This is a genomic window from Actinoplanes sp. NPDC051343 (genome assembly GCF_044455125.1).
In the GTDB taxonomy this organism is placed as follows: domain Bacteria; phylum Actinomycetota; class Actinomycetes; order Mycobacteriales; family Micromonosporaceae; genus Actinoplanes.
Window position 1 is genome coordinate 1 of record NZ_JBITEL010000023.1, and the last position, 13,893, is coordinate 13,893.

At 69.3% G+C, this 13,893-nt stretch carries 12 protein-coding genes and 1 pseudogene; 4 read left to right on the top strand and 9 right to left on the bottom strand.

What is annotated here, in order from left to right:
• Together ACIA5C_RS45175 and ACIA5C_RS45180 are read right to left on the bottom strand one after the other, a co-directional pair.
• Nucleotides 1–686: IS256 family transposase (locus ACIA5C_RS45175; protein WP_396066829.1), on the bottom strand; the 686-nt coding region annotated here is incomplete at its 3' end.
• 897 nt (nt 687–1,583) lie between these two features.
• Entirely contained in the window at nt 1,584–3,437 is a 1,854-nt protein-coding gene (locus tag ACIA5C_RS45180; protein WP_396066831.1) for a diguanylate cyclase domain-containing protein, read from the bottom strand.
• A 73-nt stretch (nt 3,438–3,510) separates the two neighbouring features.
• On the opposite strand from ACIA5C_RS45180, the gene def reads away from it, so the two are divergent.
• Nucleotides 3,511–4,038 carry a peptide deformylase gene (gene def, locus ACIA5C_RS45185; RefSeq protein ID WP_396066833.1) on the top strand — a complete coding sequence of 176 codons (528 nt, stop codon included), beginning with the start codon at nt 3,511–3,513 and terminating at the stop codon, nt 4,036–4,038.
• A gap of 132 nt (nt 4,039–4,170) precedes the next feature.
• On the opposite strand, the gene ACIA5C_RS45190 is transcribed toward def, so the two are convergent.
• From ACIA5C_RS45190 to ACIA5C_RS45215, 6 genes are all read right to left on the bottom strand, one after another.
• Nucleotides 4,171–5,286, bottom strand: a complete 1,116-nt coding sequence (locus tag ACIA5C_RS45190; RefSeq protein ID WP_396066835.1) for an alpha/beta hydrolase family protein — start codon at nt 5,284–5,286, stop codon at nt 4,171–4,173.
• Between the two features lie 76 nt (nt 5,287–5,362).
• Nucleotides 5,363–6,559 carry a serine hydrolase domain-containing protein gene (locus ACIA5C_RS45195; protein WP_396066837.1) on the bottom strand — a complete coding sequence of 399 codons (1,197 nt, stop codon included), beginning with the start codon at nt 6,557–6,559 and terminating at the stop codon, nt 5,363–5,365.
• A complete protein-coding gene (locus tag ACIA5C_RS45200; protein WP_396066839.1) occupies nt 6,556–7,440 on the bottom strand; it encodes a hypothetical protein in 885 nt (294 codons plus the stop codon). The genes ACIA5C_RS45195 and ACIA5C_RS45200 overlap by 4 nt, the downstream gene beginning before the upstream one ends.
• Nucleotides 7,441–7,617: 177 nt before the next feature.
• Complete coding sequence (locus ACIA5C_RS45205) at nt 7,618–8,364, bottom strand: SDR family NAD(P)-dependent oxidoreductase (RefSeq protein WP_396066841.1); 747 nt, start codon at nt 8,362–8,364, stop codon at nt 7,618–7,620.
• 8 nt (nt 8,365–8,372) lie between these two features.
• Nucleotides 8,373–9,224 carry a fumarylacetoacetate hydrolase family protein gene (locus ACIA5C_RS45210; protein WP_396066843.1) on the bottom strand — a complete coding sequence of 284 codons (852 nt, stop codon included), beginning with the start codon at nt 9,222–9,224 and terminating at the stop codon, nt 8,373–8,375.
• Nucleotides 9,225–9,273: 49 nt separating this feature from the next.
• Nucleotides 9,274–10,047 (bottom strand): IclR family transcriptional regulator, encoded by a 774-nt coding sequence (locus tag ACIA5C_RS45215; protein ID WP_396066845.1) that lies wholly within the window; start codon nt 10,045–10,047, stop codon nt 9,274–9,276.
• Between the two features lie 80 nt (nt 10,048–10,127).
• Between ACIA5C_RS45215 and ACIA5C_RS45220 the strand changes: the two genes are divergently transcribed.
• Complete coding sequence (locus ACIA5C_RS45220) at nt 10,128–11,840, top strand: IlvD/Edd family dehydratase (protein ID WP_396066847.1); 1,713 nt, start codon at nt 10,128–10,130, stop codon at nt 11,838–11,840.
• Nucleotides 11,841–11,927: 87 nt separating this feature from the next.
• Nucleotides 11,928–12,491 carry a hypothetical protein gene (locus ACIA5C_RS45225; RefSeq protein WP_396066849.1) on the top strand — a complete coding sequence of 188 codons (564 nt, stop codon included), beginning with the start codon at nt 11,928–11,930 and terminating at the stop codon, nt 12,489–12,491.
• Nucleotides 12,492–12,516: 25 nt separating this feature from the next.
• Here ACIA5C_RS45225 and ACIA5C_RS45230 read toward each other — a convergent pair.
• Nucleotides 12,517–13,155: pseudogene (locus tag ACIA5C_RS45230) on the bottom strand (sigma-70 family RNA polymerase sigma factor); the annotation flags it as partial.
• 63 nt (nt 13,156–13,218) lie between these two features.
• On the opposite strand from ACIA5C_RS45230, the gene ACIA5C_RS45235 reads away from it, so the two are divergent.
• A complete protein-coding gene (locus tag ACIA5C_RS45235) occupies nt 13,219–13,830 on the top strand; it encodes a hypothetical protein (RefSeq protein WP_396066851.1) in 612 nt (203 codons plus the stop codon).
• Nucleotides 13,831–13,893 lie beyond the last annotated feature (63 nt).

Sequence of the window (13,893 nt, forward strand, 5' to 3'; positions counted from 1 at the left end):
ACCCAGATCCCGAGGACGTGTTTGACGCCGTCGAGATCGACGCCGACGGCGATATGCGCGGCCCGGTTCTTCACCGTGTGCCCGTCGCGGACCTTCACGACCAGCGCGTCCAAGTACATGATCGGGTAGATCTCTTCCAGCGGGCGGGCCTGCCACGCTTTGACCTCGTCCAGGACCGCGTCGGTGATCTTCGAGATCGTGTCGTGTGACAACTCGGTGCCGAGCGTTCGGGCCAGGTGGTGGCCGATGTCGCGGATCGTCATCCCGCCCGCATACAACGAGATGATCATCTCGTCCAGGCCGCCGGTCCGGCGGGCCCCTTTCGGGACCAGCCGCGGCTCGAACGAGCCGGCCCGGTCCCGTGGCACCGCAAGAGGCACGTCACCGACCTCGGTCGCCACCGTTTTCGCACTGTGCCCGTTGCGCGAATTCGGGCTGCCCCGCCCGGCCGGGTCGCCTTTCTCATAGCCCAGATGCCCGGAAAGCTCGGCCGCCAGACCCCGCTCGAGAACGGCTTTGACAAGCTCGGGGAGCACGCCACCCTCACCGGTCAACGCGAGATCACCCGCGTCGACCCGGCCCATCAAGTCATCCAGCAAACCAGCCGAGATCATCTCGTTGACCGTCTGCCGTGCCGCCGACACCTCACCCGCCGACGGCCCGGATGAACGTGGATCATCAGTCATGGTCACGTGTGTACTCCTCAACTCAAAGGTTGATCACGTACACAAACCATCTGACACGCCCTCCGGCGGGTCGGCGTCCTGGACTCGCCTCCCGCCACCGGGTGCACCGGCGAACCGTCCACCCAAGCCCTCGCCTCGGCTCAGCCACCACCCCGCAAACGGCGGCCTCCGCGCCCACGGACGCTGCACGACGACACCCGCGACTTCGTCGACGCCATCATCGGCCAAGACCTCCAGGTTCCGTCCCGCCAACGGCACAGCGCCAACGAATCTGGGAACGGCTCATCGACGAGCACGACGTGACCGTGTCCTACTCGACAGTCCGTGACTACGTCATCCGCCACCGCACCGAACTCGCCACGCCGACCCACCGCTGCAGCCCTGGGAAACCGCGCTGACCTGACTCAACGGAGCAACTCCAGCGAGACACCGCACCAGATCATGGCCCGCGGACCACCTTCACCAAGACACGAGCACCAACGCCGTCTCACTCAATCTGCTCTCTTCGCAGCTCACCGGCCGTGTCCCCGAATCAAGCTCGATGAAATGGGACACAGACCCGGCTGCCGTTCCAGTGCAGCCGATGCGCCGGTCGGTTCGAGTAGGCGATCCCAAACTGGTCCGGAGCGGTTGCCGCGTCGACAGAACTCAGACGACCACCCAGTAGCGTCTCGAAGCGGTCGCCGCGTCACTCGGCCTCGACCGACGAACGCCCAGGTCCTTCAGGGGAAACCGAGCAGGTTGATGGTGGTGCTTCTCTGGCGTCACGCAAGCCGTGCACCCGCGCCCGCGCCCGTAGCCGGAGTCCTGGGTCGTGTGCGAACGGGTGAGCCGCAAGACCGCCTCGCCCTTGACCGCCCTGACCGAACAATGCCGATCGAGTGGCGCGAGGGGGCTTCAGCGAGCGTTGGCGTGGGTTCGGCGGTCGGCTTTGGCTCGGTACATTGCGGCGTCGGCTGCTCGTAGGAGCTGTTCGGCGTCGGTGGCGTGGCCTGAGGCTGCGCCTACGCTTGCGCCTACCTGGACCGGGCTGCCGGGTAGGGGGATCGGCTCGGCCAGGGCTTCGGTGATCAGGCTGGCCAGGGACTCGGCGGCGGGCAGGGTTGCGCCTGGCAGCAGCACCGCGAACTCGTCGCCGCCCAGGCGGATGGCGCTGCCGGTTGCGCCGGCCAGGGCGGCCAGGCGGTGGGCGACCGCGATCAGCACCTGGTCGCCGGCGTGGTGGCCTCGCTCGTCGTTGATCGGTTTGAAGCCGTCCAGGTCGACCAGCAGGATGCCCAGCGTCTGCTCCGGGGCGGTGCCGCGCAGTTTCTGGTCGAGCAGGGTGCGGTTGCCCAGGCCGGTCAGGCCGTCGTGGGTGGCCTGGTGGCGCAGCTCGTCGTGCAAGGCCCGGGCTTCCGTGATGTCGCGGGCGTTCAGCACGATGCCGTCGACGCTCGGGTTGTCGCTCAGGTCGGCGCCGACGATGTCTAGCCAGCGCAGGGTGCCGTCGTTGTGCCGCATGCGCAGCTGGGCGTTCGCGTCCACGCCCGGCGTCGCGGCCAGGCGGGCGAACAGCTCGTCGAGCAGCGGCCGGTCCTCGACCAGCGCGTGCGCACCCAACAGTGTGCCGACGATTTCCGAAGGGTCGACGCCGAGGACCCGTGAGCCGGCCGGGCTCGCGTACCGGACCCGGCCGTCCGCGCCGACGACCAGCGTGACGTCCGACGAGTGCTGTACCAGGGAGCGGAACCATTCGCGCTGGTTGTCGCGTTCGATCAGCAGGCGCTCGTTGTCGTGGAACGCGGCCAGCTGACGGCCCACCACGAGGATCGTGATCGCCAGCGTGCCGGCCGCGACACCCCACACGCGCATGTCGGCGTGCAGGTTGAGCAGCACCACCACGAGCAGCACCTGGGTGACGACCACGGCCAGGTAGGGGAGCCGGCTCGACCGCCGAGGGGCGGAGGGCGACGTCGGGGCGGACACCGTGAGCACCTCCTGCAGGCGCAGGCTCCCGGTGGTCAGCACGCACGGCACCAGCTGGATGAAGAACATCAGCCGGGGGTCGTCGGAACCCGTCAGCATCGTCACCAGCGTCGAGCCGACGGCCGTGCCGGCCACCCCGATGCAGCCGAGCACGGCCGGGGCCCGGCTGAACGGCGCCGAGCCGCTCATCACCAGCTTGATCAGGGCGAACGCGATGAGCAGCATGACCGCGCAGGTCGCCGCACCGGCGTACCGCTGGGGGCGCTCGCCGGTGAGCACCGGCGCGAGCGAGAAGTACCAGAGGAACACCGCGATCCCGGTGAGCACGGTCGCCGCGTCGAGCCAGAGCCGCAGGCGTTGCCGGCCGGTGCCGCCGAGCGGGTGGGCGAGCATCGTCAACACGACCGCCGACATGCCCAGCACCACGAACGCGGTCTGGATGACGCTGGTGTTCGTCTCGTGCGGGTTCAGGATGGTCCGTACCGTCTGATAGCCGTCGCCGATCGTGCAGCTCGCGCCGGCCAGGGTCACGGCCCGCCAGAACCGTCGGGCATGCCGCGACCCGGCGGTCGCGCGGCTCAGCCGTACGGCGAAGGTCGCGGTCAGAAAGTCGAGTCCGACCTGGAGGAGCCACGACGAGACGACCGCGCTGGACGACCGGGCGAACCAGAACCAGGGGAGGGCGGCCACCGTGACGGCGGCCATCGCGACCAGCACGGGGTCGGCCCATGGCCGCCGCGCCCGGATCCCCGGCTCGTGCATCGTCGCTCCCGTCGCCGTCATCAGCTGCTCCGATCGGCGCGCGGCGCGACGACGTGAGGCAACGGGGGATGTGAGATGACCGTAGGATTCGGTGGTGACTGTCATTCCGATCCGGCTCGTCGGTGACCCGGTGCTGCGGCAGCCGGCCACCGAGGTGACCGACTTCGACGCCGAGCTGCGCACGCTGGTGGCCGACCTCCGCGAGACCCTGGCCGACCGGGGCGGCGCCGGCCTGGCCGCACCCCAGCTCGGGGTGGGCCGGCGCGTCTTCGTGATCGCGCCCCAGCTGGTCGACGGCGGCGTCGACCACCTGGTCAACCCGGTGCTCGACTTCCCCGACGACGAGGAGCAGGGTGGCCCCGAGGGCTGCCTGTCGATCCCCGGCATCTACCTCGACACCAAGCGCCGGCTCAACGTCGTGGCCAAGGGTTTCACCCAGCACGGCGACCCGGTGCAGGTGGTCGGCGACGGCCTGCTGTCCCGGTGCATCCAGCACGAGACCGACCATCTCGACGGTGTGCTCTTCATCGATCGCCAGGTCCCGGCCCAGCAGCAACGCCTGCTGGCCACCTTGCGCGAGGCCGCCTGGTTCGACGCGACCGTAAAGGTGAGTCCGCACTAGTTCGACGACAGACAGCGGGCCCGGCCGCCGGGGCTTCCCGTTCCCGGTGGCCGGGCCACTGCCGGCCGGCGGCGTACGTCTCGCGTGGGGGGTCGAGCACGCGAGAAGCAGCGCCGGCGGTGGGGGCCGAATTCAGCTGAATCGGGCCGCGATCCAGTCCGCCACGAGGCTGGTCGTCGCCGTGACCGCGCCGTCGTGGTCGGCCCCTTGAACAGGGACGAACTGCACGGGCTGTGCGTACTGCTGCAACTCGGGCAGCAAAGCCTCGGCAGTGATGAAGTAGGGCACGGCCTCGTCCTCGGTGCCCTGGATGAGAAGGATCGGTGCGCTCGACGGCTGCTGGGCCGGGTTGGCGAAGTGCACCAGTTCGTTGACGAGGGTGTCGGAGAGTGCGCCGCCGACCAGGAGTTGCGAGGGGGTCAGCGACTGGTACATCGAGAGGATCTGCTCGAGGCAGCCGGCCGCCAGCACCGGGGTGCGGAGTTTGGCCGGGTTGGCGAGCGGGCTGCTCGCGCTGAACGTGGTGTCGACCGCCTGCAGGCCGTACAGCGCCATCACCAGGTAACCCTGGCCGGGTGTGCCGGGGATGAGCGGCGCGAACAGGTCGGCGTTGGAGACCGGGGCGATGGCGGAGACGCCTTTCAGCGTCAGGTTCCCGTCGTACGAGGGTGCCAGCTCGCCGGCGAACAGCGCGCCCTGGCCGCCCTGGGAGTGGCCGTCGATCGCGTACTGCGGGCCGAGCGAGGAGTCGAGGTTGCGTGCCGCCTTGACGCTGTCGATGATCGCGCGGCCTTCGCTGCCGCCGATCAGGTACGGGTGGGACTGTGCCGTGCCGAGCCCGGGGTAGTCGGGTGCGGCGACCGTGAAGCCCTTGCCGAGCAGCGCCGCCACCGCGGCCCGGGCTTCCGGCCAGAAGACGTTGTAGTTGGTCGAGGGTGCGCACTGGTCGGCCAGGCCGGTGGTGCCGTGGGCCCAGACCACGGTCTTGCCGGTCCGGCCGCTCTTCGGGGTCATGATCAGGCCGGTTGCCGTGATCGTGGAGCCGCTGACGGAGGTCGTGTAGTAGGTGATGCGCTTCCCGGTGGCGAGCGGTGCGAGCTCGGGCGGCAGGGTCGCCGTGGCCGAGGACTGGACGGTGCCCGGGGTCGTGGCCGCGTTCGCGGGCGAGCCAGCGACGGAGAGCCCGGCGGTGGTGAGGACGGCTACTGCCAGGAAGGCGGTAGCTTTCCGCCGGAAGGCGTGCGACATCAACGATTCCTTTCGGTGCGTTTTCCGGGCACGGTGAAGCCCGGCGGGAATTGCCGTAAATCAAAGGGGAAGCGAATCAGCGAGTGCAGGCGAAATGGTCGGCGATCCGCCGGAGAGCGTTGATGGTCTCCAGATCGCGGGCGGGATCGTCCTGGGTCGGCCACGCACTGCACTTGACGATGACGACATCGGCGGCCGGGTCGACGAACAGATATTGCCCGTGCACACCGACCCCGGTGAATGCGTCGAAACAGGCACTGCCGAGTGTCCACCACTGGTTGGCGTACCCGTAGTGGTCGTAACCGCTCGGGCCGAGCGCGCCCACCGCCAGCTGGGCGAGATCGCTGCCGCGGCTGCGGCGCACCCAGTCGCGGGGGACGATCTGACGGTCGCCGACCACGCCGTCGTGGGCCATGAGCAGGCCGAGCCGGACGAGGTCGCGCGCGGTCGCGTTGAACGAGCCGGCTCCGATCGCGGTGCGGGGCCGGGCGCGGGTGAGCCAGTAGAAGGCGTCGCGGTCGGCGCCGAGGTGCCGCCACAGGCGGTCGGACAGGTACGTCGCGAGGGACTGGCCGGTCGCCGCCTCGAGCACCCAGCCGAGCACCTGGGCGTCGAAGGTCGAGTAGTTGAAGCGCTCGCCGGGTTCGGCCGTGCGCGGGGCCGCCTTGATCACCTCGGCGACGTCGCCGCCGCCCATCACCGCCTGCTCGAAGCGCTTGATGCCGCTGTCGGTCACGTCCCACGTCTCGAGGCCGCCGACGCCGCTGGTCATCGTGAGCAGTTCTTCGAGGGTGGTCGACGCGTAGGCCGTGCCGGCGAACTCGGGCCGGTAGTCGGTGACGTGGTCTTTGACGCTGCCGATCTGGCCGGCGGCCAGCGCGATGCCGACGAGCATCGACGTGACCGACTTGGAGACCGAGAACAGCTGCATGCGGGTGCGGGGCCCGGCGAACGCGCCGGGGTAGTACTCGTGGACGATCGCGCCCTGGTGTGCGACGACGAACGCGGTGGTGAAAGTGCGGCGGTGCAGTTCGGTGAGGCTGTGGTCGCGGCCGTCGAACCAGTAGGTCAGGTTGAGCGGCTGGGGGTCGCGCGGGAGCGGCCGGTGGTGCCCGGGGCCACGGGACACCCGCTCGGTCGGCATCAGCCAGTTCATGTGAGTGAAGGTCCACTCGTTGAACGGCCGCCGCATGATCAGGTCGCCCTGCCGGTCCCACCAGGACGGTGCCTTGATGGGTGCCGGGACGGCCGGGTGCTCGGCGATGCTGGTCATGGGTTGCGCCCGTCAAACGGCGGATTTTCGAAGACCTCGTGGAGGGTCTGCTTGTCGGGGGAGTCGATGGGGACCAGGTAGCCGCGCAGAATGCCGAGCACGGCCTTGCCGAGCAGGTTCCCGGACGGGTCGTCGCCGGCCACCCCGGCATTGGGGTCGCCGAGGTGGCGAATGGCGAAGCCCTCGGTGAGCGCGGCGAAGATGTTGGTGAACTCCTGGATCGTGATGCCCTCGCGGAGCCGGTAACCACGGGCCGCCATGAAGGCCTCGTAGATCTTGCTCCACGGTTCGAGGGCGCCCGCGTACTGATTGGCGATCGACTCGTGGATGCCGTCGTTGCGGTCGGCGGTCGCGACGACCACCAGCTGGAGGCGGAACAGCGGCATCCGGCAGATCGCCATCAACTCGTAGTAGGTGGCGCGTTCGACGGCGTCGACGAAGCTGTCGCCGGTGATGAGCCAGTCGCCGCGGGTCTCGATGCCGGCGCCGTACTGCGGGTCGTAGTTCATGGCGTGGAAGAGGAAGGAGAGCAGGTCGTTGAGGTAGTCGTCGTGACTGGCCCAGGTCGACCGGTACGGCCCGGTGCCGCGCTGGCGCAGGAACGGCGGCTCGAGCTCGGCCACTTCGCGGGACAGCGCACGCTCCGACAGGAAGTGCAGCCCCGACCAGAACTCCTTGCGTCCGTCACCCGCGCATGTCGGTTCGAGGGGCGTGCCGAGGTGCCGCTCGACCAGGTTGGCGCCCGCCTTGAGGTAGGACGCGACCTTGAGCGAGTTGACCAGGGCGGCCCGGGTCGACTCCCGGACACCCTTCACACGGGAAACGATGCCGGAAAAGTCCTGGCTGTAAGGGTATGGCAGGTCCTTCTTGCCGTACGTCATGAGGTGATTCTTGTCGGATTCCAGGACATCTCAAGTGCGCGCGTGCGTAGTACTCAAAGTCCTGTCCTTCGTGCAGAAGCCCCGGAAGATTAAATTCACCTTAAGTACACGAAAGACTGCGCTCCGAGAGCGAATCGGCCCGCCGGGAACGCCGGCGGGCCGATTTCGAGTCAGTCGTCACTCTTTGCGGAGCCGCAGGCCATGCATCCCACCGTCCACGGCCAGCGCCGTGCCGGTGGTGCCGGACGACAGCGGGCTCGCGAGGTAGACGATCGCGCCGGCCACCTCGTCGGCGCTGATCAGGCGCCCGCTCGGCTGGCGCGCCTCGAGGGCGGCCCGTTCGGCGGCCGGGTCGGCGGCCTTGGACAGCAGGCGTCCGACCCAGGGCGTGTCGGCCGTACCCGGGTTGACGCAGTTGACCCGGATACCCTCCGGCAGATGGTCGGCCGCCATGGCCAGGGTCAGCGAGAGCACCGCGCCCTTGGTCGCCGAGTAGAGAGCCCGCTGGGGCAGGCCGGCGGTGGCCGCGATCGAGCAGGTGTTGACGATCGCGGCGTGCGACGACTCGCGCAGATGCGGCAGCGCGGCCCGGGTCACCCGCACCATGCCCTGCACGTTCACGTCGAAGACGCGGGCCCACTCGGCATCGTCGTTGTCCTCCACCGTGCCCTGCGCGCCGATCCCGGCGTTGTTGATCACGACGTCGATCCCGCCCAGCCTCGCCGCCGCGGAGGTGACCGCGGCTCGCACCGCGGCGTCATCGCGGACGTCGGTTTTGATCCCGGTCAGCGGCGCCGCGACGGAAGGGTTCAGATCCAGGCAGACCACGGACGCGCCGCGGGAAGCGAGCAGGGAGGCGGCCGCAAGCCCGATGCCGGAGGCCCCGCCGGTGACAATGGCCCGAATACCATCGAATTCCGACATGTTCGACGTCACCGTGGCCCGACGACGCGCTGGCGGGCGGTGCCCAGCCTGGTGATTCCCAGCTCCATGACGTCGCCGGGCTGCAGCCAGACCTGCGGCTTCATGCCCATGCCGACCCCGGGCGGCGTCCCGGTGTCGATCAGATCGCCCGGCTCCAGCACCATGAACTGGCTCAGGTAGTGCACGATGAAGTACGGGTCGAAGATCATCGTCTTGGTGTTGCCGGTCTGCCGCCGCTGCCCGTTGACGTCGAGCCACATGTCGAGGTCGTTGACGTCCGGGATCTCGTCCGGCGTGGCCAGCCACGGCCCGGCCGGGTTGAAGGTCTCGGCCGACTTGCCCTTCGACCACTGTCCGCCGCGCTCGATCTGGAACTCCCGCTCGCTCACGTCGTTGACCAGCACGAACCCGGCGATCGCGTCCCGGGCGTCCGCGACCGAGTCGAGGTAGGAGGTCCGCCGGCCGATCACGATGCCGAGCTCCACCTCCCAGTCGGTCTTGGTCGAGCCGCGCGGGATGCGGACGTCGTCGAACGGCCCGATCAGCGTGTTCGGGCTCTTGGTGAACAGGATCGGCTCGGTCGGCGGCGTGGCCCCGGTCTCCGCCGCGTGGTCGCTGAAGTTCAGGCCGATGCAGAGCAGCTGGTGCGGCCGGGCGATCGGGGCGCCGATCCGCTGGTCGCCGAACGGCAGCACGTCGCCCGTGGCGATCCGCTCGGCCACCGGCTCGGCGAGACGGCCGGTGCCGCCCTGGCCGAAGAACCGCTCGTCGAAGTCGTGCACCAGGTCGGAGACGTCGACGTAGTGCTCGTCGTCGACGCGTACGACCGGCTTTTCGGCGCCGGGGGCGCCGATGCGCATGAGATACACGGTGAGATCTCCGTTGTTAGAGGACGGTTTCAGTGGCGGGTCACAGCTCCGAAAATCCGGTGACGATGGCGCGGATGGCGGGCAGGTCGTCCACCAGGCGGGACAGCGGCGTGCGATAGGCGACGCAGCTGATGCTGATGGCGCCGCTGGGCATGCTCGGCGAGGTCAGATAGGCCGGGACGGCCAGGCAGTTGACGCCCGGATCGGTCTCCTGGTCGTCGACGCCGTAGCCGCGCTCGCGCACCCGGGTCAGCTCGGCGTGCAGCTGTTCGGGGGTGCACAGGGAACGCTCGGTCGGGGCGGCCAGGGGTTCGTCGCCGACCCAGTCGCGGACGTCCTGCTCGGTCTTCAGCCGCTGGGCGAGCAGCACCTTGCCGACCGCGGTGCAGTGGGCCGGGTTGCGGCCGCCGACGACCGAGCTCAGCCGGACCGCTCCGGCCGGCGGGTCGAGCTTCGACCGGTAGACCACCGACCGTCCGTCGAGCACGGCGTAGTGGCAGGTCTCTCCGTAACGGTCGCAGAGTGCGGTGAGCACGGGCAGGATGCGTACGTGATCGGGCCGTGCCTCATGGTGAGCGAAAGCGAGCCGCAGGAACTCATCGCCCAGCAGGTAGCGGCCGTGGCCGTCCTGGGCGGCGAAGCCGGCCCGGCGGAGCGCCGCGAGAGCGCGATGGACGGTCGGTTTGGGGCTGGCCATCGCGCGGGCCATGTCTTCCAGGCCGATGCCGTTGGAGTGGCGCGCCAGTTCGGCCAGGACGGCGAGCACGCGGTCGGCGCCGACGAGCCTGGGGTCGCCCTCCGCCGTCTCCGTCACGATTCCGAATGCTAGACCGGCGTTCCGGCAAAGTGAAAGACCTCTTCCCCCGCTCCCTTTTCCGGATCTACGATGCGCGCATGGCTCCTCGCAGCGCGCAGTGGTACGGCGGCGACGACCGCGACGGCTACATCCACCGGGCATGGATGCGGCGTGGGCTGCCGGCCGACGCCTTCGACGGCCGCCCCCACATCGCGATCCTCAACACGGCGTCCGACCTGACCCCGTGCAACGCCCACCTCAACGAGGTCTCCCGCAGCGTCGCCAACGGCGTCCACCAGGCCGGCGGCATCCCGCTCGACCTGCCGGTGCTGTCGCTGGGGGAGACGCTGGTCCGCCCGACCGCGATGCTGTGGCGCAACATGGCCGCGATGGCCATCGAGGAGATGATCCGGGCCAACCCGATCGACGGCGTCGTGCTGCTGGGCGGCTGCGACAAGACGATCCCGGCCCTGCTGATGGGCGCGGCCTCGGTCGACCTGCCCGCGGTGGTGGTGCCCGGCGGGCCGATGCTGACCGGGACCTTCCGGGGCGTCCCGCTCGGCTGCGGCACCGACGTCTGGCGTCTGAGCGAGGAGGTCCGGGCCGGCACGCTGAGCGCGACGGAGTTCCGCAAGTCGGAGTCCTCGATGATCCGCAGCCGGGGGCACTGCAACACCATGGGCACCGCCTCGACCATGGGTCTGCTCGCCGAGGTGCTCGGGATGACGCTGCCCGGGATCGCCGGGACGCCCGCGCCGGACAGCCGCCTGCTGTCGTCGGCCCACGAGACCGGCGTGCTGGCCGTTTCCATGGTGGCCGAAGGCCGTCGTCCGTCCACCGTCATGTCGCGGGCCTCCTTCCTGAACGCGATCGTGGCGCTGGCCGCCATCGGCGGCTCCACCAACGCGGTCGTGCACCTGCTGGCGATCGCCGGCCGGCTCGGGATCCCGCTGACCCAGGACGATTTCGACCGGGTCGGCTCGGAGGTGCCGCTGCTGGTCGACCTCCAGCCGGCCGGGCGGTTCCTGATGGAGGACCTGTTCCGGGCGGGCGGGCTGCACGCCGTACTGCGCGAGGTGGCCGACCTGCTCGACCCGTCCGCGCTGACGGTGACCGGCGAGCCGTTCGTCTCGGTCCTGGACGGCACCGAGGCCTACGACCGCGAAGTGATCCGGCCGCGTTCCGCACCCTTGCAGCCGGCGGCCGGCATCGCGGTCCTGTACGGCAACCTGGCCCCCGACGGCGCCGTGATCAAACCGGCCGCCGCGACCCCGTCCCTGCTCACCCACCGCGGCCCGGCCGTCGTCTTCGACTCGATCGAGGACCTGCACGCCCGCCTGGACGACCCCTCGTTGCCGGTCACCCCCGACTCGGTGCTGGTCCTGCGGGGGTGCGGGCCGCGCGGCTATCCGGGAATGCCGGAGGTCTCCAACCTGCCGCTGCCGGCCAAGCTTCTGGAAGCCGGCGTCCGCGACATGGTCCGCATCTGCGACGGGCGGATGAGCGGAACGGCGTACGGCACGGTGGTCCTGCACGTGACCCCGGAAGCGGCGCTCGGCGGCCCGCTGGCGAAAGTCCGCACCGGGGACATCATCGTGCTCGACGTGCCCAATCGCCGCCTCGACGTCGACATCCCGGCCGACGAGCTGAACGCGCGGGAACCCGCCGCCGAGGCCGTGAAGGCGTTCGCCGCACCGACCCGGGGCTGGGAGAAGCTCTATGTGGACACGGTCGGCCAGGCCAACACCGGCGCCGACCTCGACTTCCTCGTCGGCGGCAGCGGCGACGCGGTCTCCCGGGAATCGCACTGAGGTATAGGCTCGGGCCCAGCTACTGAACAGCTGATCCACTCAACAGCTGATCCACAAGGCGAAACGATCGAGCCGCCGGGAGTCGCTGTGCACAACGAGCTGGACGGATCGTGGAAGATCGACGTCCGCCGAGATGACCAGTCACTGGTGTGGGCGCTGTGGATACGCGCGGCGGAGCGCATCGACGTCCCCGCTGACGACGCTGTCCCGGGGCCACTCGACATCGATGTCCTGCCCGAGCCCAGCACCGGTGGTTCTTCGGGGCTGGGTCCACAGTGGTTGCGCTGGTGGCACCGACTGCTGAGCGTCCGGGACGATCCCCGCGCGGGCATCCCGGAGCCGGCCGGTGCACCCGGGCTGCAGGCGGTGGCACAACGCCGCCGGCCGGAAGCCGAGGCGTGGCGCCGGAGCGCCGTCACCTCGGAAGCAGAGCGGGATGCCGACCGGGACGCGACCTGGCAGGTGATCGACGAGGTGACCCGGTCGATCGGCCGGCGCCCGCGGCCGTTCGTCATCGAGATCTTCACCGTCCCGGTTCGAGACGACAGCGTTCGCACGGTCGGCAGCAACCGCTATCTGGTGGCGGATCGGCTCGTGGCGACGCCGGCGTGGCATGCCCATCTCGACCGAATGATTCGAGAGGTGGCCTGACTCCGTCGTCCATGAACGACCGCAGCGAGCGGAGGGCGCGGGTGGCCTGACTGGTCACGTTCCCGGCCGTGCAGCCCAGCACCGAGGCCGTCTGCCCGACGCTCAGGTCGGCCAGGTATCGCATCGTGACGATCTGCTGCTGGCTGGGCGGCAGCCGGCGGAGTGCCGCGACCAGAACGAGCCGTTCCTCGGTCTGGCTCTCCGCGTGCGGTGACTCCGGCACGGCGTCCACCAGAATCTCGCAGGAACGGCGCACCGCCCGGCGGGACGCCAGGTAGACATTGATGAGCGTGCGGCGGGCGTAGCCGTGCAGATGGGCTTGATCGTTCAGTACGGCCCAGTGGCGGAAGATGCGCCACAGCGTGGCCTGCACAAGATCCTCTGATTCGTGCCAGTCGAGGCACAGGCGGTAGGCCTGGCGCAGTAGACCCGCGCGAACATCCGTGGCAAAGGTGTCAAATCCGACATCGGCGTCAATCTCTGGCCTCATGGCCATTTCCTCCCCCGTGGTGGCACTCCGAATTTCTTTCCGGCCGTCGGTGCAGTACGGACGACCCTCGGCGGCATGTGTATAAGTGTGCCGGCAAAGAGCGAACCCGAGGAGACCTGGCCCTGTCAATAGGTATAGACCAATGTCATTGATGTGACGCCTGGGCGGACGCATCACGGGAACCGGTCTGCCAATTCCGAGGGTGCTCTTATGCCGATTTCAAAAGGGGGAAAACTCATGCGAGGAAAGAAACTGGCCGGCGTTTTCGCCGTGCTGCTGGCCACCGTGGCGGGCGGGGCGACGGTCCTCGGATCGCCGGCCGCCGCGTCGACCCCGGCCACCTACACGCTCCAGCGCGGCATGAACACCACGGGATTCGACGCCAAGGTCGCGGCCGCACACGGCTACAAGATCGTGACGTACGCGGACGGCAGCCAGCAGTCGGTGCCGGTCAACCCGAGCGACAAGAGCAAGAAGCCCAGCACGATCGTGCACCCGCAGAGCGGCGTCAACCTGTATACCGCTCAAGACACGGTGTACGGCGACTGCGGCTATTCGTTCATCGAGAGCGACATCGTCGGGACGCACAAGGTCAACATTCGCAGCGGATACAAAGTCAAAGAGACCTCCGTCTATCACGGCTGGAGCATCTATCTCTCGGACAACAATGGGGATTCGTACCAGGGGAATTCGGGTGCCAATGCTTCCGCCTCGTGGTCGAAGTGGTGGGACAACCTGACCCAGGTCGGCTCCTCGTTCGAAGAGGTCCGGACCTCCAGCTACGCGCTGCTCATCGACGGCGAGGTCTGCACCTCGGGCGGTCCGTACGTGCTCCTCTACGTCAGCTGACGAGCCCCGGCAGACCCGGTAGGGCGACCGTTCGCGGCCGCCCCACCGGCACGTCCGGCCGCA